Raw genomic sequence first — 24543 nt, 5'->3', positions numbered from 1 at the left:
CCGCTAGTAGTTCTGCCCTGAGCATTTACCGGTTTTGACGTTGTAGTTACCGCAGCTCAGTGGCGCACGCCAATCTGAGATCAGGTCTTTGGAGCCGGGAAGATAGTCAGACCACTCATCGCCGACCACTAACCCTGTGGTTTCCCAAACGGTTTGCAACTGACCATCGGCTTGAATTTCACCGATCAGAACCGGTTTGGTGATGTGATGGTTTGGCATCATGGTTGAGTAACCACCAGAAAGGTTGGCCACCGATGTGCCGATCAGCGCATTTTGCACCGCGCTCGCCTCAGTAGTGCCTGCGGCTTCCACCGCTTTTACCCACATGTTGAAACCGATATAGGTGGCTTCCATCGGATCGTTGGTGACTCGTTTGTCATCCTTGATGAATTTACGCCAAGTTTGAATAAAGGTTTGGTTCGCTGGTGCCTCAACACTTTCAAAGTAGTTCCATGCCGCTAAGTGACCCACCAGAGGAGTGGTATCAATGCCTGACAGCTCTTCTTCACCCACCGAAAAAGCAATCACCGGAATGTGCTCGGCGCTAATCCCTTGGTTACCCAATTCTTTATAGAATGGGACGTTAGCATCACCATTAATGGTGGAAACCACTGCGGTCTTTTTACCGGCTGAGCCAAATTTCTTAATATCGGCGACGATTGACTGCCAATCCGAATGACCAAATGGCGTGTAGTTGATCATGATGTCGGAAGGCGCGACGCCTTGCTCCAGTAAATAGGCTTCTAAAATTTTATTGGTGGTACGCGGGTAAACATAGTCGGTACCAGCCAGCACCCAGCGTTGCACACCTTGATCAATTAAGTAATTGACTGCCGGAATCGCTTGTTGGTTTGGTGCAGCTCCGGTGTAAAACACGTTTTTCGATGACTCTTCGCCTTCGTATTGCACCGGGTAAAACAAAATACTGTTCAGCTCTTCAAATACCGGCAGAACCGATTTGCGCGAAACGGAAGTCCAACAACCAAAGACTGCGGCGACTTGCTCTTTGGCAATCAGCTCACGCGCTTTTTCCGCAAACAGCGGCCAGTTGGAGGCAGGATCCACCACCACTGGCTGTAATTTTTTACCCAGTAAACCGCCTTTTTTGTTTTGCTCATCGATCAGCATCAGCATGGTATCTTTAAGCGTGGTTTCACTGATCGCCATGGTGCCGGACAATGAGTGCAACACTCCGACTTTAATGGTATCAGCGGCGAGTGCCGACGTACTGAACAGTGCACTACTGAGTAATGAGGTACTGATTAGTGGCGCGGTCAATACCGCACTAGCGAGGAATTTCCGTATCATTTTTCACCTTCCCTTGACGAATAAATGGTCCGAACTTACACCTCCAATCGCCGCGAGCCTCGCGGGTATCAAAAGCAAGTTCGCCCCAAGTATCAGAGAAATAGCCCGGCAACGGTATGCGCACATTGCGCATCCGTCCTACGTCAAACAACGCATATTCGATGCAAAAAATTCGCGCTATACTCGCGCGGGCGTGTTAAACCGCATGCGATCGCCCCGGCCATCATTGCTCGCGGCGTCCAATGCTTGTGGTAACATAGCGAGCTCTGCAAGGAATGCAGAGCGCTGCATAAAGGATGAAGAGAAAGGCTATGCCGAAAGTTCCTATAACGCGCCGGCGTTATAACACCCTGGTGGGTAATGAGTTACTGGAAGATTTTGCCCTGCGTTTTACCGCCAAGCGCGCAAGAAAATGGTCGCTTGGCTGGGTCGCTAACACCGCCTTAGGCATTGTCTCGTTTCTGGTATTAGAAGCGCTCGGCGCAACCATCACCCTTAATTACGGTGTCACTAACTCACTATGGGCAATTGCTGGGGTCTCGCTGGTAGTGATCTTCAGCGGCGCTCCGATCTGTTATTACGCGGCCAAATATGGGGTGGATATTGATCTGCTCAGCCGCGGGGCGGGTTTTGGTTATATTGGTTCGACTATCGTCTCACTGATTTATGCCTCTTTTACGTTCATTTTTTTCGCACTCGAAGCGGCAATTATGGCTATGGCTCTCGAACTGCTGTTGGCGATCCCACTGTGGTGCGGCTACCTGATCAGCGCCGTGATCGTAATCCCGCTAGTAACTTTAGGCATTGCCAATATCGGCCGCTTGCAAATGTGGTCACAACCGCTGTGGCTGTTACTGCAACTGGCGCCACTATGGTTTGTCTTCAGCCACCCCAATACTCAGATTGACCAGTGGCTCGCTTACGGCGGCTTAGATCAACATGCTGCTCAATTTGACTGGTTACTGTTTGGGGCTGCCTCAGCGGTGTTACTGGCCGTGGTGGCACAAATTGGCGAACAGGTTGATTTTCTGAGGTTTTTACCAGAAAAAACCGCAGCAACATCCTCTCGCTGGTGGGCTGCAATGCTGATCGGGGGGCCCGGCTGGATGCTATTCGGTGCATTAAAAATAGCCCTCGGCAGTTTGTTAGCTTGGCTGGCGATCCAACAAGGTATCGCGCCCGATCTCGCCAAAGATCCCGCGCATATGTACGTGAATGTGTTTGGCTATATGACCGACAACACTCAATTAGCCCTGATTGGCGCAGGAGTGTTCGTGATCATTTCCCAACTAAAAATTAACCTTGCGAATGCCTACGCTGGTTCACTGGCTTGGTCGAATTTCTTCTCACGCCTGACTCACCACCACCCCGGACGCGTAGTGTGGATGCTGTTTAATGTTCTGATTGCGCTACTGCTGATGCAACTTGGGGTGTATCGCTTGATTGAACAAACCCTGCAAATCTATTCGGTGCTGGTATTGTCTTGGGTAGGCTGCCTAGTCGCTGATTTAGTGATTAACAAACCGTTGGGACTTAGCCCAGCGCATATTGAATTTAAACGATCCAAACTGTATGACCTCAACCCTGTCGGCCTCGGCTCAATGTTAATTGCCTCTCTATTTGGTTTATCAGCACATTTTGGGCTTTATAACGAAATGCTCAAAGCATTGGCTTCATACCTTGCTTTTGCGATCCCGCTACTCACAGCGCCACTGATTGCCCTCGCCACGCGTAGCCAATATTACTTAGTCGCCGACCACACGCCCGCCAAACCAAACGCCGAACAGCGCTGCGTGGTCTGTGAGCACGCCTTTGAAACGGAAGATATGGCACACTGTCCCGCCTATCAAGGCGATATCTGTTCACTTTGCTGCTCGCTTGATGTCCGTTGTCATGATCAATGCCGCCCGCAAGCCACACTCGGCACGCAGGTTAAACAGGCGTTAAAACCTTACTTGCCGATAACTTGGGTCAATCAGATCTCTTCCTCGCTAAGCCAATTTATCATCGTGATGACCATCATGAGCCTAGCGATTGGAATTATTTTAGCGCTAGCCTACAGTCAAGTACCGAGCTTAGATCCAACCAAAATGAATTCGCTCTCGCTCAGTTTATATAAAGCGTTCGCTTTACTGCTGATCCCGACCGGCATCATCAGCTGGCTGTTGGTGCTAGCCAAAAGCAACCGCCACCTTGCGATGCAAGAGCTGCAAACCCATAGCGAATTGCTATCGGATGAGATCAGCGCGCATCAGCAAACCTCACAACAGTTGGTACGCGCCAAGAAAAAGGCCGAACATGCCAATGATGCGAAAAGTCGCTATCTCGCCGGACTCAGCCATGAATTAAGAACACCATTGAACGTACTATTGGGCTATGCCCAGTTACTCAGCCACGATCCAGAACTCAGCCCACAAAAGCGTCAATATGCTGCAACACTGGAGAGAAATGGCAAGCATCTTGGCGATTTACTGGAAAGCTTGCTGGAGATTTCTAAAATTGAAGCCGGCCGCTTAGAGTTGCAGCGGGAGACCTTTAATCTCCACGTCTTGTTACAACAGTTGGTCGACATGTTTCGTTTGCAAGCCGAGCACAAAAAACTCCGTTTTCAATTCTATGCTGCCAGCCATCTGCCGGTGTTTATCAGTGGCGATCAACAGCGGCTAAGACAAATTTTGATCAATATGCTGACCAATGCAGTGAAATACACCGCTGAAGGATCAATCGATTTTTCCGTCACCTACCGCAATCAGGTGGCACGTTTTAGCGTCAAAGATACCGGTATTGGCATTAGCGCCCAAGATCAGTTGCTGATTTTCCGTCCTTTTGAGCGCATTCAATCCGAGCAAACCAAGCATGTGAGCGGTACCGGATTAGGGCTGACCATCTCTAATGCCTTAGCTGAGTTAATGGGCGGTGAAATTGAGTGCGTGAGTGAAATCGGCCAAGGCAGCAACTTCACCCTGAAAATGATGCTGTCTGAAGTGTATGACCACATCGAACCCGCCGAGTTAATCCATAGTGATGTCATCGGTTATCAGGGCGCGCGAAAAACACTGTTGGTGGTCGATGACCTCGCGGATCAGCGTACCTTAATCAGCCATATTTTAAGCCCACTTGGGTTTACTATTCTGCAAGCCGACTCAGCCGAAGCGGCATTAGCCGTTGCGGCCAAGCAGGCCATCGACCTATTTATGTTAGATATTTTTATGCCCAGAATGAATGGCTGGCAGTTAGCAATAAAGTTAAGACAGCAGCATTATCAGCAGCCGATCTTAATGCTCTCGGCCAATATTCAAGAGTTGGAAACTAATCATCAGCTCTGCCGCTATCACAATGGTTATCTGACCAAACCAGTAGCGTTACCGTTACTGCTTGGCAAACTGAGCCAGTTGCTGCAGATTAATTGGATTTATCAACCGCCAAGCGCAAGCTCTGCAGCGCAGCCCGATGTCCGCTATCCCGATCAAGCGGAGCTTCATCAACTGAAAAGCTACGCAGAGATTGGCTTTATGTCGGCGTTCAGTGAGCGACTTGACCACTTAGAGCGTAATGGTCATCAAGGCAGCCAATTTATCACCACAATGCGAGAGCAAGCACGCCAGTGCCGTTTTGCTCACATCGTCGAACAGATTAATGGATTAATCGATTCATGAACGGTTTCTTAGCAAAAAACATCATCGCCTTAGTGGTCGATGACTCACCAGAATCATTAGGCATGCTCAATGCTAGCCTGAATCAAGCTGGTCTTAGCGTACTGGTCGCACTCGATGGCTATCAAGCGCTGTCGATTATCGAAAAAATTCAGCCCGATATTATTTTGTTAGATGCGGTGATGCCAAAATTAGATGGTTTTGAGACTTGCTTGCGATTAAAGGAAAAACTGCCCGCCACACCGATCATTTTTATGACTGGCCTCAATGACTCCCAACATGTGATTAAAGGCTTTGAGGCTGGTGGGGTCGACTACATCACCAAACCTGTGGTGCCAGCGGAGGTACTCGCGCGCATTCGGGTACATAGCCACAACGCGCAAGTGGCAAAATCGGCACAAGCGGCGCTCGATTATGCCGGCCAATTTCTGTGCTGCGTCTCTTCGCATGGCGACTTAGCGTGGGCCACCCCACAGGCGCAAAAACTGTTGTGTGAGAATAATCACTGCGCTGACAGTGCCTACCATCTCACCGAAACTTGGGCATGCCTACAAACCGACATTGCGCAGTGGCTTAACCAGAGTGACAGCACAACACCACTGATACTGACTCAATTTGACTCGCCACTTGCTGCAAGCTTGGCCGGAAATTATGACCACAGCCATCAATTGATCCGGATCCAGTTGCCGAAACAAGCCGGGACGGCAGAAGATTTACGCGTGGAGTTTAATCTGACCAAACGTGAATCCGAAGTGCTGTATTGGATCTGTTTTGGCAAAACCAACTGGGAAATTGCCCAAATACTTGCGATGAGTCCACGCACCGTTAATAAGCATCTCGAACAGATCTATAAAAAGCTCGCGGTCGATAACCGCACCTCGGCCGCCAGCATGTCAGTACGCGTGTTAGAGAAAGCGTAACAATGAGTTAATAAATTAACTTCTACTTACGATTAGCTGCACAACACTCTCAAGTATCCGCTGTGACACATGCTCCCGTTTTTTGTCCCGATCACAGCGTTATGTGTCCTTTAAGCCACTTTTAGCGGCTGGTCAATCACTTAAAATAAGCACCACTGAACTCATCCTGTGCCTATTAGGAGCAATACTATGAAATTAACCACCTTACTCAGTTGTGTCGTTTTAACTTGTGCCACTTTCAGCATGTCAACATTTGCTGCTGACAGCTACCAACATCTACGTAGTGCCACAGGTAAGCTGCGCATTGCCAATAAAACTTTTTTAATTGACCCTATGCTAGCCAATAAAGGGGCATATCCTGGGTTTGAAGGCACACACAATAGTCAATTACGCAATCCATTAACAGAACTGCCTCTGACTGTTGAGAAAATTTATCATGATGTCGATGGTGTGATTGTAACCCATACCCACCTTGATCACTGGGATACCGCCGCCCAAGATAAGTTACCAAAAACAATGCTGATCATTACGCAGCATGAGCAAGATGCCCAGTTGATCCGCGCTCAAGGGTTTAACAACGTACAAATACTGAAAGATACTCTGCAAGTAGATAATGTGACATTGGTGAAAACGCACGGTGCACATGGCACTGCGGAAATGTACGCCACACCACTAGGAGAAATGTTAGGGGAAGCCATGGGCGTGGTTTTTAAAGCCGAAGGCCATCCGACAACTTATTTGGTAGGAGATACAGTATGGACCGCCGATGTTAATAAAGCGATCCTCAAACATCAGCCTCAGGTGCTAATTGTCAATACTGGTGATGCGCGCACGCTCGCGTTCCCAGATGATGGCATCATTATGAGCAAGCAAGATGTCCGCCGAGCTTACTCTATGCTGCCAGAGGCAAAAATTATCACAGTGCATATGGATGCTGTAAATCACATGACAGTGACCAGTGATGATATGCGTGCTTATGTCACTGAAAACAAACTAAGTGATCGCGTTCTTGTTCCTCAGCAAGGTGATATTATTAAGTTCTAACCCCACAAATTAACTACAGGGCTATATTCATTATTGCCCTGTTTTTTTGGATTTCATTATTATGTCTTTTATCACCGAGCACGCGCCCCCGCAGGTCAGCGTGGTGGTATTTAATCACTTTAGTCCCTTTCATATTTCGGTTCCAAGCTTAGTCTTTGGCCCAGAAACATTGAACCAAACCCTATTTAATCTGCAGTTGGTTGCTGGTGAAGAAGGGCCACTTCAATGCAATCTTGGTATTGAGATCCATACTCAAGCCACATTAGCCGCTCTTGAGCACAGCGACATCATCATTATTCCATATTGGCGAGCCGTTGATGAGCAGCCCAATCCAGCACTGCTAACTGCCTTACGCCGTGCACATGCTCGCGGAGCATTAGTGGCGGGCTTGTGCCTTGGCGGATATGTACTGGCTTATGCTGGACTATTAGCGGGTAAGCGTGCGGCGACGCATTGGGAATTGGAACAAGATTTTACCCAACGTTTTGCGGATACCAGACTTGATACCAATGCACTGTATGTAGAAGATGAAGGCGTAATCACTTCAGCAGGAACTGCGGCAAGTATTGATTGCTGCTTATACATTTTCCGTAAATATTACAGCAGCACCATCGCCAACCGCCTCGCCAGACGAATGGTAGTGGCTCCGTATCGAGCAGGGGGGCAAGCGCAGTTTATTGATCAGCCGATTCCGGTAACCACTTCAGATTCACGAATCAACCAATTAATGGAGACTATCCACTCTCAGCTTGATCAAAAATACAACTTAGATGAATTAGCTAATTCGATCGCGATGACTCGCCGTACCTTCACGCGCAAATTTCATAAGGCTACCGGCATGGCGTTTGGCGAGTGGCTGGCAAGCGAGCGGCTCAATTTAGCACAAGATCTGCTGGAATCGACCGACTTATCATTAGAACAAATTGTCGCCAAAACCGGCTTCAGCTCAGCCATGCTACTGCGCGAAAAATTTAAACAGCGCTATGACGTAACTCCCAATCAGTGGCGAAAATCATTTAATCAATCGAGTGAAGAGCTAAAGACAAGTAGCAAGCTCCACCGTTTACCTACCTCTTACTAACTCCTCGAGTGAAAGAAATTCTCCCACTCGAAGTGCAGCAGTGTTAGCGATCGTTAGCGACCTACAATTCCAGCAGTGACTAAGGGATATATCGCCAGACTCGCTCAGCCAACAGCATAAAGAAGCTTAAGTTCTAAAGCATTGCAAATACTGACTCAGTTCGGCGGACATATCGGTTAATTGACCGCAGGCTTGATAAGCCATTTTTTCATTTTGGCTCATATTGGCGACGATCTGATTCAGCTCGGTCATGGTGTCATTGACGGAACTGATCACTTGCGTTTGTTGAGTGACCAGATCTGAAACGCTCAAATTGTGGTTAAGGATATGGTCGATGGCTAAGGTCATCTCATCGAGCAGTGCGACCACGGTCGCCGAACTCGCTTCTGAGCTATGACAGTTGTGCTGGGTCGATGCCATTTTTTGATGGATCGTGCGAGTAGTCTGGGTAAATTGGGTTAACAGATCATCGATTTGAGTAGTACAAGAGCCGGTGCGGGCAGCAAGGGTTCTGACCTCTTCCGCTACGACCGCAAAACCGCGGCCGCTTTCCCCGGCCCGCGCCGCTTCAATCGCGGCATTTAACGCCAATAAGTTAGTTTGATCGGCAATTTGTTTAATGGTGTGCAAAATATCACTAATCGCTTGCGAATCTCGAGTAATTTGCTGCACTTGATCGGCCATGGCTTGTACATCTTGAGCAAGAGTATCCATACTACCGGATGCGGTGCGCCCAGCCTGCGCGGATTGATTCATCTGCTGTTTAACGCTCTGCACAAACTCCGCCGCTTGCACACTGCTGTGCTGCGCCTGATTAGACAGTAAAGTAACACTGTGCATGGCTTTAACAATATCCTGCGTTTGATCACTGTGTTGCTCAGCAGACAACATATTATTTTTTGCTTGATCATTTAATTGCACTATAAACGGTGCGATCTGCAAGTTAGTGCGTTTAATTTGGACAAATATCTCTTGAATTTGTCCCATAAAATGATTGATCGCTTGCGATATTTGCCCTAATTCATCTCGGCTATGCACCGTTAAACGTTGCGTTAAATCCGCTTCTCCAGCCGTTAAGCCTTGGACTAAATTTCTCAACCGTTCAACTGGACGCAATAATAATTGCAGTACGAGACTACTTAATAGCAACATAACTAGAGCACAACTCATTAAATAAATATTTATTTTTGTATTAATCCGTGTCGTTTGCTCAGCAATAAATTGTTGATCAATATAACTGATGAGTTGCCAACCCCGATTGCCGATGCTTAGGTTACGATGGGATTGCTGCAAATTTGCCACGGCGGGTTTATTACTATAAATCATCACGCCATTTTCTGCGATCAATTCAAAATAGGTTCCCTCGCGGGAAAATTTTTCAATTAAAGATCCGAGCGCATGCAGATCCAATACAAAAAAATCGACGATATTCTTTTTCTTACGCGACAAGGTTAAGCTCAATTGCTCGGCCTGCTGTACCACCTCTCCGACCTGCAACCCTTCTGGATGTGCATGAGCGAATTGAATGTATTGCTGCGCCTGTTCATCGGCCATACTGCCTTCATCACTCAGCGCCATTCTATTCATAACTTTAACCACACGAGCAAAATCCAGTTTATCTTTGGTCGATTTGATGTGCATAATTCCAAATTCAATACTATCCACCAAATTCAATTTGCCCTGTAGATATTCATTAATGTTATCTTCAATTAATGACACATCTTTCGCGATATCTTGCATTGATGATTGATAAATATAATCATTAATCACACTTTTAACGCTAATAAAAGACACCGCGATAGTGGCTACGATGGTTGTCATCATCAATATTAATATTTTATTTTTGAATGCAAATAGATTCATATATAACCTGTGGGCAGTTGAATTGTGGCAATGATGAAAAAAAATGTAAGCTAACTGAATAATGACATTAAATAGATGACAGGGTGATAATTATAAATAACGATCATTTAATTACGTGAAATTTTAAAAGGGCAGCAAATATGCTGCCCTAAAACATTGATTAGAACCAGGCTTCTATTTGTACGCCAAATTTAATATCGTCTTGATCACGACCATCATTAAATGACTTTTCTTCATTATCTTTTAGATAACTGGCATACAGACGCATCTCTGGGCGTACAAATAGGTACTCACCGGCACTCAACACTTGTGCCACAGTGAATTTTTGCCCACCCGATTTTTCTTCGACACCAGATTTCGATGTTCTGGTTTGTGTATAGTAGCCAAGCTCAAGCACGGTTTTATGATGCTTAGACCAGGCATACTGTGGACGAATCACCGCCGAGAACAGATCTTCATCTTTATAAATACGATGCTCCCAAATATCATTGCCTGCATCTACCCATACATCACCATGATTTTTTGCATAACCATAAGTCAGAACATGGTTAAAGGAGATTTTTTCACTAAGTGTAAAATCACCGGTATTGATGATGCGATAACCTTTGGCACTGTTGACATCACCAGTCCAAGCGTCGAACCAGCCGCCTCCTTGCGAGATCATATTCTGCGCCAGACCACTGTCAGCGTATTGCAATACGGTTTTGTTGTAACCACGGCTAAAGCTTTGGCTTAGCTCCGCAGTTAACATCAAGCCATTATCAAAATCTTTTCCGCTCTCTTTTTCACTATCGGTCGGGTTGGGTAACGCGTAATCAATACCAAACTCGGTCCAAGCGCCTTGCCATGGAGAAAAACCGGCATAACGAATATCCAAGTAATTAATATTCACATCTTGATCTCCGCGGATAATCGCGGCAGATAATGCACCTGAGCCAAGATTTAGCCCTTCGACACCAAAGCCATAGCCGGAAATATTCCAATATTTGGTATCAATAATGTGTAGATCGTGGCGTTGATAAAACCGCTTACCCGCCCAAATCGTGGCTTCTGGCGCGGCAGCAATAAAGCCTTTGGCCTGCAAATTGAGCTGCTTGATGGCAAAGTTAGCCGTATCTTTCGTTGTCTCTTCTGACTCTAAATTGCCATCAGCCGACATGGCAAACATGCTTTCAAAGTAAAAGCTTTTGCCCTCTTCTTGATACAGCTCTTGCCCTAAGCCGATTTCCGAATAGGTATCAAATTCATTACCTAAACGACCTAATTTGCTCTTAGCCAGCTCATCCCCACCTTTGACACCACCACCATTATTGGAGATGCCAAGACCGGAACGTACATAGCCAGTAAAGTCCACCGCCTGGACAGGTAGAGTCGATAAAGCAGCGAGAATAGCAGGAACCAGAGGTTTTAAGTTCATCTTCATCAATATGTCCTTAATTTTTCAGTTTTTATTGTTGTCGCCCAATACAGGCGCTTCCTTATGTTTCGCCGTTACTATAGCGAAGATCATTGTTCAGAAATTATAAATAGCTCACACTTGTGTAAACGTTACCACCAATAATTGAGAAGATGATGGTTCTGCTAAATTGATCACAAAATCATCACGGCATAAGCCCATGCTCAGCCAATAAAAAAGCCGACTCATTGCTGAGTCGGCCAGATGTTAATAAAAGCGATATGTCTAGCGCTGCAATACACAAACACCATACGCAGCTAGCGATAATACGTCATCCACTTTGCTACCTGATGCCATATTTATCAATACCTCACCATGTAAATTCACCTCAACCGGATACGGATTGAAATTCATCACAAACAGATATCGACCTTGCTGATTATGCCGCTCAGTGACCGAGACTCCGGATGGCAAATCCACATTCAAGCAAGGAGTGATTTGGTGACGCTGAGCAATAGCTCGGTAGAAATCCTGGTGGAAACGTAGATCATTTCTGGAGGCAATATAGTACGCAGAACCCGAACCATACTGATGCTGAGTCACCGCCGGCGTAGCAGCAAAAAAGTCACTGCCGTAACTGGCTAGTGCCTGAGCCGTTTCCAAGTGGATCCGCTCACATAGGTGATGAGCTTGATAAGTGCCGTGCAGACCAAACGCTGTCGAGTCATCCGCCACCACAGCGACTCGCTCTTCATCGTATAAAGAATCGATCTCTTCTGCCCAGATCCCAAGCGTTCGCCGCAGCGGGCTATTTTCACCACCTGGGAAACCGCCCAAGAAGCACAGATCGTGCTGATCAACAATCCCGCTCCAATAAGTAGCCACTAACACTCCACCTTGTTGCACAAACTGCTCCAAGCGCTCCGCGACACCGGGTTTAATCAAATACAGCATGGGAGCGACAATCACTTTATAAGGTGAAAAATCGCTCAACTGTTCGATAATGTCACAGTTAATACCCTGCTCCCAAAAACCACGATAATGTTGGTTCACGGTGTGCTCATAATTGAGCCCTTGGTTACGAGGGCCTTGCGCATCATCCATCGCCCAGCGACTTTCCCAATCAAAGATAATCGCCACTTGTGCTGCAGTGCGACTGCCGGCTAATGACGAGTGCTGTGCAAGCCATGCGCCAACTTGGGCCACCTCTTTGCCAACGCGCGTATCCACATGACCAACATGGTCAACCACAGCGCCGTGGAATTTTTCCGATGAGCCACGGCTTTTACGCCACTGAAAATATTGTACCGAATCCGAACCGTGCGCCACCGCCTGAATTGAGGAGAGCAGATGCATACCCGGCTTTTTCAACTTGGTGATCGGCTGCCAGTTCGTTTGGCTTGGGGTGGATTCCATCAATAAGAACGGTTGCTGTTTCAAGGTTCTCATCAAGTCGTGATACATTGCGGTATAACATGCCAAAGCTAAATCATCGGCTCCTTTGTGCCATAGCGGATAGCTATCCCAGGATGCAATATCAATCACTTTACTCAACTTCCAATAGTCGTAGTCGTAAAAGTATTCCATCAGATTTGCCGTGACCGGTAAGTGTGGATTCACCGCCTTAAGGGGCTTAATTTCTTGTAAGCAGAAATCGGTCACTTGCTCGGTGACAAAACGTTTCCAGTCTAAATTTTGCCCGTGAACCGCACTTTCCCCAATCGGTGATGGCGACTCTAACTGATCCCAATTTTGATAGGTGTGGCTCCAAAATTTACTCCACCATTTCTGATTCAGCTCATCTAAGCTGGTGTAGCGCTGTTGCAACCATTCACGAAAAGCGTGCTGGCAATCGGCACAGTGGCAATCGCCACCATATTCATTGGAGATATGCCAACCAATCACCGCTGGGTGGTTGGAATAACGCTCGGCTAATTGGGTATTGATAATTCGTACTTTTTCGCGATATTGCGGCGAGGTATAGCAGTGATTATGACGCCCGCCATGCAATTGTTTGACTCGCGCAGCATTAACTCGCAGCACGCTAGGATAGCGCTGTGATAACCAAGCAGGACGTGCGCCACTTGGGGTTGCCAGCAGCACATGAATGTGATTACGCGCTAGACGATCGAGTACATCATCAAGCCAAGCAAAATCAAACACGCCTTCTTGTGGCTCTAAGCTCGCCCAGCTAAAGATCCCAACCGACATCACATTACACTGGGTCTGGCGCATCAATTCGATATCTTTTTCCAGAATATCAGGACGATCCAACCACTGCTCAGGGTTATAATCCGCCCCATGCAGTAGTTGGCCAACTTTAGGCAAAATAGGTGCAAAATTTCCCATAACGACAACTCCTAACGTCATGCTTTACTGTTTTTTGAACACATTCATTGAAGGAAGCACATTGCCTTCAAAGTCAAACAGAGCTTGGTTATCCCAAGAGTTCCCTTCTTGCCAAATGTCATTGGTGTATTCCATACCGGCTTGAGTAGCCCAAGTAGCATGCTCTACCGGTAACCACGCTGGTTCCCAATAGAAAATGCCAATGCCTTTACCCTCTGGTGCGGCATTAACTAATTCCATCATATCTTTCAAAAACTGAGCTTGGCCAACCACACTCACCGGATAGCCTTCTGCTGGCTCAGCACCGGTATAAGCATTTTCTAAACTATCGCCATTGGCAGTGGTATAAGCGTAAGAGGTTTCAGCAATCACCACCGGTTTGCCATAACGGGCAATCACATCAGCAATGTTCTCTTTTACCTGCTGCATTGGACCGTGCCAGAATGGGTAATAAGACATACCAATAATGTCGAACTCGACGTTACGCTGAGTGATTTCATCAAACCACCAACGGAATGCACCATTGTCTCCAGCTTTGGCGAGATGCAGCATGATTTCCACCTGTTCATCTTCTTTATATGCCGCTTTCACCGCTTTAATGCCAGCTTTTAGAAGCTCAGCTAAGCGATCAAACTCACGGCCATCGCCACCCCAACTTTTACCTTCCGGCCACAGCATGCCACTATTGAGTTCATTGCCCACTTGCACCATCTCAGGCATCACTCCCGCATCACGGTGCGCTTGCATCACCTCGGCGGTGTAGCTACCTACTTCAGCAACCAACTGATCAAAGTTGAGTGTTTCCCACCCTTTCGGTTTGACCTGTTTACCGGGATCGGTCCAGAAATCACTGTAATGAATATCGAGCAAATATTTCATGCCGTGCTCATGGGCACGCTTACCCATGGCAATGGCTCGTTGCAATGTAGAATTACCACCACCGTAGGCAACGCCTGATTCACTTTCTGGATTCACCCACACACGCATTCTCAAATAGTTAATGCCATGTGCTTGCATGATCGCAATCGGATCTTGCTGCTGATGATCTTGATAATATTTTCCACCTAATGCTTCGACTTCAGGGATCATCGACACATCCATGCCTTTAATAAAATTATTGGCAACCTGAGCCGGAATAATCACCGAGGATGAACTATTGGTGTCTGATTCTACTTTACCAGACTGGCATCCAGCGATTAATAGTGAACTACTCAGGACGGCAGCTAATGTCATTTTGTAGGTTACATTCATTTTTTTATCCTTTTGTACTACCTGCGGTTAAACCAGAAACAAAATACTTTTGTAGTGATAGATAAAGTATTGCTACTGGAATAGAGATTAATACTGCACCAGCCGCGTAGGTGGTGTAACTCGCGCCCATTTTTTCGACAACCAAGTTATATAAACCAATCGGCAGTGTGTAATTTTCTGGCGTACGTAAAATCGTGGTAGCCAGAATAAAGTCGCCCAATGGGCCGGTGAATGAAAACAGAGCAACTACTGCGATGATCGGTTTTGAAATAGGCATGATGATTTCAATAAAAATTCGGAAATTACCGGCACCATCCATGCGGGCTGATTCATCGAGATCTTTAGGGATCGCATCTAAATAACCTTTCATTAAATAGGTATTCATCGGGATCATTCCTCCGACATATACCAAGACCAGTGCAATATGGCTATTAATCAAGCCGAGCATTTGCGCTAATACAAAAATCGCGATCAAAGCTGAGAACTGCGGCACCATCTGTAATAATAGAAATAGGATCAAGCTATTATTACGTCCCTTAAAACGAAAACGAGAGAAAGCATAACCAGTACAACAGACACTAATCAGTGTTAACACCATGGTCATCACACTAATTTTCAAACTATTCCAATACCAAGTTAAGTAAGAGACTTTATTGTTTTCAAACAAAGTTAAATAATGACTCCAAGTTGGATTATCCGGAAAAATCGAATCACCCATAATACTATTACCAGGATAGAATGAGGCACCAACCGTCCATAACAATGGATAGATAATAATGATACTAACAATAGCAATTAGTATATAACTAAGCGTTAGCCTGATAGCATTACTTCTTTTAATACTCATTTTCAGCGCCTCTAATTGGTATCTTTAAATGAATTGGTCATGCGGAATTGCCATAGTGCAATACCTACCACAAAGATTGAGAGTAACAAGGTTATGGCGGCCGCAATAGAATATTGTGATGAAGACATCGTTAACTTGTAAATCCAAGACACTAAGATATCAGTACCGCCAGCATTACTGCCGATCACCGCTGGCCCACCATTATTAAACAAATAGATAATATTAAAATTATTAAAGTTAAAGGTGTATTGAGTGATCAAAATCGGCGCAATCGAGAACAGCACCAATGGAATGGTAATGGTCTTCATTTGCTGAAATTTACTTGCGCCATCAATAGTCGCCGCTTCATACAGATCATTCGGGATCGCTTGTAACACCCCAGTGGTCATAGCAAATACAAATGGAAAACCTAACCAAGTTTGGATCAGGATTAATGCCGTCTTGGTCCAAAATGGGTCAGTGAGCCAAGGTTTAGGGTCAATACCAAAGAAATCTAATATGACGTTATTGATCACGCCAAACGTTTCATTAAACATTCCGGTAAAAATAAGGATCGTCACAAAGCCAGGAACGGCCCAAGGTAAAATAAAGATGGTTCTAATTAATGGTTTAAATTTTAAATCTTTCTGATTGACTAAAATCGCTAGCAGCACCCCGACTGTACACTGTAATGTGGTCGCCAGTAAGGTCCAGATCACCGTCCACTGTAATACATCAAAAAATGTATTACGCCATAAATTAATTTGAAAAATATTAATAAAGTTCTTCAAACCGACCCAATCGACCAGTTTGGCTGGGGGTGAGTTATATAAATTATAGTTAGTAAAACCAATCGCAAAACCAAATACGATCGGGAAAACCACCACAAACACCAACAAAATAAATGCCGGAGTCACCATTAAATAAGGAAAACCCGATTCGATGATGGTCCGATATTGACGACGAATAGAGTGTAACTCTCGACCTTGATCACGCAGTTTACCGTTAGTATAAGAATCGTATAACGATAAACTATAAACGCCAATACCAAACACCGATACAATAAGTGAGATGATACCTTCCGCTAGCAAGAACACGGAATTATCTTCAGGTAATGATTCACCCAAAGTAAATAAACCCCAGTAGCCCTCTTTTAAAAAGTCATAAAATACGCCATAAAAACTCAATAAAAAAACAAAAAACATGGCGGATTTAGCAAACTGTCGATTATAAAGCTGCCCTAACCCTGGAATGATCGATAACCATAACGCTATAACTCGGTGCTGAGTTTTATATTGGATATCACTTGGTGATATATCTGAAGATAAAATAGACATAATTCACATCCTGAACACAACGACAAATGCCAGCCCGAATACGGGCTGGCTAAAAAACTTACAATCCCATCATTGCGTGGTTAGCTTCGATTTGCATCTTAATTGCTTCCACTGCACTATCTAATGCTTGTTTTGGCGCTTGTTTGCCCGTTGCGATCAGCTGTAATGCACTATTAGCAGGCCCCCAGACTTCATTCATTTCTGGAATAGATGGCATCGGGGTAGCAAATTCTGCTTGCATAGCAACTGCGCGTGCACCTTCATTATTTTTAATGATTGGATCATCGATTAATGCTTTCACCGCAGGTACTTCACCGGTTAACTCAAAGCGCTGCTTGGAATTCTCATAATTATTGATGAATTCAATATACTTTTGCGCCAAATCTTTATTTTTTGAGTACGTTGAAATGCTGTAGCTTTTTACGCCCATAAATGATCCCATATGCTCTCCATTCGGTAATAGAGGCAAAGGCGCGACACCATAATTAATGCCGGCATCTTTATAAGGCTGGAATGACCATGGGCCGGTTTGTACAATCGCGGCTTTTTTGCTGGTAAATAGCGAGTCAATCGCATTCAAACCAGAATCACCCACAATCCCACTTGGGAACACCCCTTCTTTAAAGAATTTTTGTACGTATTCACCACCTTTGACCGCACCGTCAGTATTCAGCAAAATGGTTTTTGCGTCGTAGCTACCATCCGGATTTTTGGCAAATACATCACCGCCCATCGCTTTTAAGATGCCATAGGTGTAATAAATTTCATCCCATTTGGCGAGCAAACCGTAATTGCCTTGTGCGCGAGCTTGTAGAGAGGCTTGGTAGATCTCCTCCATGGTTTTAGGCAGCTCTGGCATTAAGTCTTTGTTATAGATCATCACCAAAGTTTCGACGGCTTTCGGTAAACCATACAGTTGGCCTTGATAAGTCAGTGCATCAACGGCTGATTCTGTAAACGTATCCAATACTGCTTTATCCACGCTCAGTGGCGTCAATAAGCCTTGTACCACCGCACTGCCAATTTGGTCATGCGGTAGGTTAATCACGTCGGGACCGGTTCCAGCAGGACCATCCATTCGTAGTGATTCGACTTGCCCGCCATAAGGCAATTCTTGCACAGTAATTTTCACATCATATTGTCGTTCAAACGCTTTGGTAGCCTGAGCATTACCCGCTGATTTTTGAATATCTTCCCAAATCAGCAACTTGCCTGCAGCAAGAGCATTGAGTGAAGAAAAAGTACAGCTAGCGATAAGAGCAGCATGGATTGCTTTGGTTAATGTACGTCTTTTCATAACGTCTCCTAGTTAATGTGTAGGTACAGCTTTGATGTTGTTCTCTGTTGCGTAGGTAAAACGATTACCCGGTTTAAAATAGGCGCTTCCCTTTGCCTTGACTATGATTTTTGCTCACAATCGTGACAGTTAACACAAAAAAAGCCCAAAAAATGGAATACGTTTACACTACGTTTTATAATCGCTAAAACAACGGCAGACCGCCTAGGCAATAAGCCGACAATTAGAAAATAAATCAATAACTTAAATCAAAGAATCATGAAGGATAAGCCCTATGGCCTCTATAAAACTATCGAATGTAATCAAGCGATTTGGTGATGTGCAAACCATTAGCAATGTAAACCTTTCCATAGATAATGGTGAGTTTGTTGTTTTTGTGGGTCCATCAGGCTGTGGTAAATCCACCCTGCTGCGCATGATCGCGGGGCTAGAAGAGATCTCGGAAGGAACCATTGCCATCAAAGATCGCATCGTCAATGATGTGCAACCTTCGCAACGTGGTGTTGCCATGGTTTTCCAATCCTATGCGTTATATCCACATATGACGGTGGGACAAAACATGGGTTATGCACTGAAAGTGAATAAAACTCCACCAGCGACCATTGAGCATAAAGTGTTAAAAGTGGCCAAAGCGTTACAATTAGACAGCTTGCTGGATCGCAAGCCGGCGCAATTATCCGGTGGTCAACGGCAACGGGTCGCGATTGGCCGGGCGATTGTGCGCAATCCAGATGTGTTTTTATTCGACGAACCATTGTCCAACTTAGATGCCGAATTACGGGTTGAAATGCGTCTACACATCGCAAAGCTGCATCAAGATTTACAGTCAACCATGGTTTACGTGACTCATGATCAAGTTGAAGCGATGACATTGGCCGATAAAATTGTGGTTCTGCGTCAAGGCTGTGTGGAACAAGTCGGTAGCCCGATGGATCTCTACTATCACCCAGCCAATAAGTTTGTAGCCGGTTTTATTGGTTCACCCAAAATGAACTTTATTAACGCAACCGTCGACCATTGGTCAGCTGACAGTTTAAGCGTTATTTTGGGCAATCAAACCAACGTAACAACTTTGCCGATTGTGACGCAACCGATGAAGAAAGGAGAGCAAATCACGGTTGGGATAAGACCAGAACACCTCAATAAAGATGCCGGTGATTTGAGCTTAACCTTCCACTCAGAAGTGGTTGAGCGTTTAGGCAGCAGCACTTATATCTTCGGTCAAAGCCTCGGCGTTGATGATTTTAAATTCTTAAATCCGGGTGATTTTTTCATCAAACCGTATACCAAAATGGCGCTGTATACTGATTTTGATGCGCTGCATTTATTTAATGCGGCAGGCGAAAATATCCGCATCCAGCCCGCCGCAGTCACCTTGGCACGTAGTGCCTGATCCGTTTTGCCTCTGCTCACTCAGCAGAGGCGACATTCCAGTGCTGATTTTATTGGCTGATTAATGTGAGATATTTATGGCTACGATTAAGGATGTGGCAAGAGAAGCGGGTGTCTCTGTGGCCACCGTTTCCCGAGTAATGAACAACTCTTCCCACGCCAGCGCGGCAACCAAATCCGTGGTACAACAAGCCATGCTGAAACTGGGTTATCGCCCCAATGCCAATGCTCGGGCATTAGTAAGCCAAACCACCAATACCATTGGCGTACTGATCGGCGATGTTTCCGATCCTTTTTACGGCAGCATGGTCAAAGCGATTGATTCCATTGCGATTCAAAATGGCAAACATCTGCTGATCGGGAATGGTTACCATAACGCGGATTTTGAACGAGAAGTGATTGAGCTGCTGATCAATAGTCGCTGTGAGTCACTGGTTATCCATAGTAAAGCGCTCAGTAACCAAGAGTTGATCCGCTTTGCGGAGGAAAAACCGACCATGGTTTTGATCAACCGTTATATTCCTGAAATTGCCGAGCGCTGTATTGCGCTGGATAACTTTCGTGGTTCGTATTTAGCGACCGAGCATTTGATCAAAATGGGCCATACTCAGATTGGTTATGTCTGTTCTAATCACGAGATAGAAGATACCGAACAGCGTAAAAATGGCTATTTATCGGCCCTGCAAGCTTACAATATTAAGGTCAATCCGGCTTATATTGAGTATGGTGCCCCCACCGAATTAGGCGGTGAAGAAGCCATGACTCACCTGCTGTCCAAAGATCTGCAATTAACTGCGATTGCTACCTACAACGATTATATGGCCGCTGGAGCGTTATCCATCCTCGATGAAAACGGTATTCAAGTTCCGCGCGATATCTCTTTGATCGGATTTGATGATGGGATTATCGCTAAATATCTGAGTCCAAAACTGACCACCATGCGTTATCCCATTCAAATGATGGCCGAAAAAGCGGTGCATTTAGCTTTTTTACTCGCCACAGGTCAACCGATCACTGATCCGATCCGTATTTTTGTACCGACCATGATCCGTCGTGCATCGGTGATTGCGCACTCCTGCTCCACCCGCTAGCTGGAAACGTTATCATCCCCCGAACACAACCAAGGATAATCTCACACACGGTTTAGCCTCGCTCACCAATCCGACCTGTCGCTCTGCCGTGAGGCAAAGATTGCTATGGGTAGTTGAAAAGTGTTTAATTCACCTTATGCATTGATAAAGGTTGAATTTGTATGGCTACTATTAAGGATGTCGCTAAGGCGGCGGGCGTTTCTGTTGCAACGGTATCACGCGTGATTAATCAATCACCGAAAGCCAGTAAAAGCGCCATTGAGTCGGTCAATAAAGCCATGCACGAATTAGGCTATCGACCCAATGCTGCTGCGCGCGCATTAGTCAGTCAAAGTACTCATACCATGGGCGTGTTAGTGGCGGATGTCTCCGATCCTTTTTTTGGCACACTGGTTAAAGCGGTGGATACGATTGCTCATCAACATGGTAAACATTTACTGGTCGGCAATGGTTATCATAGCGCCGAAGATGAGCGCCGAGCGATTGAGCTACTGATCAACAACCGCTGCGATGCCTTGGTGATTCACTCCAAAGCGTTATCTGATCAAGAGTTAATTGATTTTTCTAAAGAGACTAAAGGCATGGTGATCATCAACCGCCATATCCCGCAGTTAGCTGAACGCTGTATCTCACTCGATAACCATAAGGGCGCTTATTTGGCGACGGAATTTCTGATCCGCCAAGGGCATCAGCATATTGCCTGTATTGCCTCTAGCCACCCGATTGCCGATGCCGATGAGCGGATCGCTGGTTATCGTGCCGCATTAACGGCACACAATATTCAACTACCCGACTCTTATATTGAATATGGTGAGCCCAATAGTGAGGGCGGCGAATCAGCGATGACCAACTTGCTCACCAAAGCGATTGAGATGAGCGCAGTGGTCTCTTATAACGATTATATGGCGGCTGGTGCGTTGTCAGTGCTGGCCGAAAATGGCATTGCCACGCCAGAGCAGATATCGATAATTGGATTTGATGATGGCTTAATCGCGCGTTATGTTAAGCCTCGCTTAACCACTATCCGCTACCCGATCCAGATGATGGCAGAAAAAGCCGCCTTGCTGGCTTTGCAGTTATCTAAAGATGAAACGCTGATCGATGAGAGCCCAAAACGCTACTCACCGACTATGGTCAAGCGAGATTCTGTGACCACGGTTAATGCTCCGCGTTAAAAGATCAAAGCGTATGGCGAGTATTGTTAGCGTCAAGCCAACCTAAAAATCATGTTGGCGCATCGCTGATAATCGAGCTGGTGAGCGAACGGGTGAGTGACAACATTCGCCATAAAAAAACCTCATAGGCATTAGATGACAATTTATACAATCACTCCCCCAAGTCACTGTATAACCCAGCACGGAGCCTGCTCGTAGCAAGATCCGCTTACTGCACACCTAAGCCTAGAGGAAAAACCACTGACTCAACAGATACCCGCCCTACTTGAAGTTGTTTGGGTATAATCCGTGTCAAGCGAGTTATGGACAAATTGATTAAAATACAAACTGATAACAGGTTTGATGCTGGTAGCGCTCACCCGCTTTGAGTATTGCGGCCTGCCCATTCCACAGGCGCTGATTCGGCCCGTCAGGAAAATACTGGGTTTCTAACGCCACGCCATCATAAGCGGCATAGGTTTTCGAACGCCCAGGCGTACCGGCTAAAAAATTGCCTGAATAAAACTGCATCGCAGGTTTGGTAGTTTTCACCGTCATCTGCACATCCCCAGCCGGAGCAGTCAAGACCGCGGCCGCTTGTATGCCATCGGTCACCGGATCGCTAAACACCAAACAGTGATCATAGCCTTGGGCGATCTGCTGATCTTGATCGCTAAGTAGCTCCTCACCAATCAATTTGGCATGGTTAAAATCAAAGCTGGTACCCATCACCGACTTTAACTCTCCGGTTGGGATCAATCCGTTATCGGTAGGCAAATAGTGGGAAGCATGGATTTGTAACTTATGGGTAAGCGCATTGGCCACTGCGCCTTCTCCCGCTAAGTTAAAGTAAGCGTGATTGGTTAAATTCAGCGGTGATGCTTTATCGGTCTGAGCTTGATAAGCGATCAGCAATTGATTGTCATCACTCAGTGTATAGGTCACTTGCACGTCGAGATTACCCGGATAACCTTGGTCGCCATCGGCAGAGTGCAAGGTAAACCTCACCTGTTGTGCGCTTTGCTCAACGATCTGCCAGCGCCGTTTATCAAACCCTTGCCAACCACCGTGCAGAGCATTTTCCCCATTATTGATTGCCAGTTGATAACGCTCGCCATCAATTTCGAACTGCCCTTTAGCAATCCGGTTGGCAAAGCGACCAACAATCGCACCAAAATAAGCACCTTGCTTGAGGTGCTCTTCCATATTGGGAGAACGCAGCAACACTTCGCGCTCAGAACCATTGACTGGCAATGTGCAGCTTAACCACGTCGCCCCAATATCCATCAACACTACGCTCATACCTTGAGCATTCGTTAAATGAACAAATTTAGCTGGCTGCCCATCAAACGATGGGCTTTGGCCCATCGCTAAGGTCACTTGTTCAAAGTTTGACATTATTGCCCATCCTCAGCATCAATTAATTCACAACCAAGCCAGCACCTTGGGTAGATTGGCAAACATAAATTGCTGCGCTCAACCCTGTTGCCTGTTGATAATTAGCCTCAACCGTCGCGGTAACTTTATCAACAAGCATTCTAGGCACTAAAGCCACCACACAACCACCAAAACCACCACCGGTCATACGCACACCACCTTGTTCACCGATGACTTGCTTGACCATCTCAACCAAAATATCAATTTCTGGCACGGTGATTTCAAAATCATCGCGCATCGATGCGTGAGATTCAGCCATCAGCTCACCCATTCGGCGCAGATCATTCTCGCCGAGCGCGCTCGCCGCTTCTAAGGTTCGAAGATTCTCAGTAATCACATGACGAGCACGTTTCGCGACTGTGGCTTCTAATTGAGCTTCTTGAGCCACAAATTGCTCAAGGCTGACATCTCTGAGTGCTTTAACACCAAAAATACGCGCGGCGGCTTCACACTGCTGGCGACGAGTGTTGTATTCACTATCCACCAACCCACGCTTTTTATTGGAGTTGATGATCACTACCGCCATCTCTTCTGGCATTGGCACCGCTTGCGTTTCTAGGCTACGGCAGTCTAATAACATGGCATGATTAGCACGCGCTTGTGCTGAAATCATCTGATCCATAATTCCGCAGTTGCAGCCGACAAACTCGTTCTCGGCTTGCTGGCCATTTAACGCAATATCCGCTTGGCTGATCGCTAAGTTAAACAGCTCTTTAAAGGTTTGTCCGATCACCACTTCAAGCGCTGCCGACGAGCTTAATCCTGCTCCTTGCGGAACATTGCCACTCACCGCAAGATCAACCCCTGACAATGACTGACCACGAGCCAGCAAACATTTCACTACTCCACGAATATAGTTCGCCCACATTTTATCGGCTTGAAAAGTGATCTCTTGGCTAAGGTCAAATTCATCTAACGCATTGCCATAATCGATGGAGATCACTCGTACCAGATGATCGTCACGCTTAGCGGCTGCCACCACCGTTTGATAATTAATCGCACAAGGTAAAACAAAGCCATCATTATAATCGGTGTGTTCACCAATTAAATTAACACGCCCCGGAGCCTGAACAATGTGGCTTGGCGCATAGCCGAACTCTTGCTCAAAAGATGTTTGCACATTTTGGATTAAATCAGACATGTT

17 protein-coding genes are annotated in these 24543 nt (G+C 46.0%); 7 read left to right on the top strand and 10 right to left on the bottom strand.

Annotated elements, in window-relative coordinates:
- Window positions 1–3 precede the first annotated feature (3 nt).
- A complete protein-coding gene (gene urtA, locus PUN32_RS01355; RefSeq protein WP_274721413.1) occupies window positions 4–1308 on the bottom strand; it encodes an urea ABC transporter substrate-binding protein in 1305 nt (434 codons plus the stop codon).
- 311 nt (window positions 1309–1619) lie between these two features.
- Here urtA and PUN32_RS01350 point away from each other — a divergent pair, with 311 nt between their 5' ends.
- The 4 genes from PUN32_RS01350 (at window position 1620) to PUN32_RS01335 (ending at window position 8006) form a co-directional block, all read left to right on the top strand.
- Window positions 1620–4964: a hybrid sensor histidine kinase/response regulator gene (locus PUN32_RS01350; protein ID WP_274721412.1), complete on the top strand. Its 3345-nt coding sequence runs from the start codon at window positions 1620–1622 to the stop codon at window positions 4962–4964.
- Window positions 4961–5881, top strand: coding sequence for a response regulator transcription factor (locus tag PUN32_RS01345; RefSeq protein ID WP_274721411.1), 921 nt, complete (start codon window positions 4961–4963; stop codon window positions 5879–5881). Before PUN32_RS01350 ends, PUN32_RS01345 begins: the two co-directional genes overlap by 4 nt.
- A gap of 189 nt (window positions 5882–6070) precedes the next feature.
- The gene (locus PUN32_RS01340) at window positions 6071–6925 is read left to right on the top strand and encodes an MBL fold metallo-hydrolase (protein ID WP_274721410.1); all 855 of its coding nucleotides are present in this window, start codon (window positions 6071–6073) and stop codon (window positions 6923–6925) included.
- A 61-nt stretch (window positions 6926–6986) separates the two neighbouring features.
- Window positions 6987–8006: a GlxA family transcriptional regulator gene (locus tag PUN32_RS01335; protein WP_274721409.1), complete on the top strand. Its 1020-nt coding sequence runs from the start codon at window positions 6987–6989 to the stop codon at window positions 8004–8006.
- Between the two features lie 126 nt (window positions 8007–8132).
- On the opposite strand, the gene PUN32_RS01330 is transcribed toward PUN32_RS01335, so the two are convergent.
- The 7 genes from PUN32_RS01330 to PUN32_RS01300 form a co-directional block, all read right to left on the bottom strand.
- The gene (locus tag PUN32_RS01330; RefSeq protein ID WP_274721408.1) at window positions 8133–9830 is read right to left on the bottom strand and encodes a methyl-accepting chemotaxis protein; all 1698 of its coding nucleotides are present in this window, start codon (window positions 9828–9830) and stop codon (window positions 8133–8135) included.
- A 199-nt stretch (window positions 9831–10029) separates the two neighbouring features.
- Complete coding sequence (locus PUN32_RS01325; protein ID WP_274721407.1) at window positions 10030–11292, bottom strand: maltoporin; 1263 nt, start codon at window positions 11290–11292, stop codon at window positions 10030–10032.
- Window positions 11293–11550: 258 nt separating this feature from the next.
- A complete protein-coding gene (locus PUN32_RS01320; protein WP_274721406.1) occupies window positions 11551–13614 on the bottom strand; it encodes a beta-galactosidase in 2064 nt (687 codons plus the stop codon).
- A 24-nt stretch (window positions 13615–13638) separates the two neighbouring features.
- Window positions 13639–14865 carry a glycoside hydrolase family 53 protein gene (locus PUN32_RS01315; RefSeq protein ID WP_274721405.1) on the bottom strand — a complete coding sequence of 409 codons (1227 nt, stop codon included), beginning with the start codon at window positions 14863–14865 and terminating at the stop codon, window positions 13639–13641.
- A gap of 4 nt (window positions 14866–14869) precedes the next feature.
- Complete coding sequence (locus tag PUN32_RS01310) at window positions 14870–15583, bottom strand: sugar ABC transporter permease (protein ID WP_274721404.1); 714 nt, start codon at window positions 15581–15583, stop codon at window positions 14870–14872.
- Window positions 15584–15723: 140 nt separating this feature from the next.
- Window positions 15724–17028 carry a sugar ABC transporter permease gene (locus PUN32_RS01305; protein WP_274721403.1) on the bottom strand — a complete coding sequence of 435 codons (1305 nt, stop codon included), beginning with the start codon at window positions 17026–17028 and terminating at the stop codon, window positions 15724–15726.
- Window positions 17029–17086: 58 nt separating this feature from the next.
- Window positions 17087–18325, bottom strand: a complete 1239-nt coding sequence (locus PUN32_RS01300; RefSeq protein ID WP_274721402.1) for an extracellular solute-binding protein — start codon at window positions 18323–18325, stop codon at window positions 17087–17089.
- Window positions 18326–18599: 274 nt separating this feature from the next.
- Between PUN32_RS01300 and PUN32_RS01295 the strand changes: the two genes are divergently transcribed.
- From PUN32_RS01295 to PUN32_RS01285, 3 genes are all read left to right on the top strand, one after another.
- Complete coding sequence (locus PUN32_RS01295; protein ID WP_274721401.1) at window positions 18600–19718, top strand: ABC transporter ATP-binding protein; 1119 nt, start codon at window positions 18600–18602, stop codon at window positions 19716–19718.
- A 76-nt stretch (window positions 19719–19794) separates the two neighbouring features.
- Entirely contained in the window at window positions 19795–20808 is a 1014-nt protein-coding gene (locus PUN32_RS01290; RefSeq protein WP_274721400.1) for a substrate-binding domain-containing protein, read from the top strand.
- Window positions 20809–20969: 161 nt separating this feature from the next.
- Window positions 20970–21983, top strand: a complete 1014-nt coding sequence (locus tag PUN32_RS01285; protein WP_274721399.1) for a substrate-binding domain-containing protein — start codon at window positions 20970–20972, stop codon at window positions 21981–21983.
- Between the two features lie 315 nt (window positions 21984–22298).
- Here the strand turns inward: PUN32_RS01285 and galM are convergent, their stop codons facing one another.
- Together galM and galK are read right to left on the bottom strand one after the other, a co-directional pair.
- Entirely contained in the window at window positions 22299–23360 is a 1062-nt protein-coding gene (gene galM / locus PUN32_RS01280; protein ID WP_406707928.1) for a galactose-1-epimerase, read from the bottom strand.
- Window positions 23361–23382: 22 nt separating this feature from the next.
- Complete coding sequence (gene galK, locus PUN32_RS01275) at window positions 23383–24540, bottom strand: galactokinase (RefSeq protein WP_274721398.1); 1158 nt, start codon at window positions 24538–24540, stop codon at window positions 23383–23385.
- Window positions 24541–24543 lie beyond the last annotated feature (3 nt).

Origin of the sequence: Vibrio chanodichtyis (assembly GCF_028863985.1) — a bacterium.
GTDB classification, from domain to species: domain Bacteria; phylum Pseudomonadota; class Gammaproteobacteria; order Enterobacterales; family Vibrionaceae; genus Vibrio; species Vibrio chanodichtyis.
This window is presented reverse-complemented; position numbering and strand designations above follow the sequence as displayed.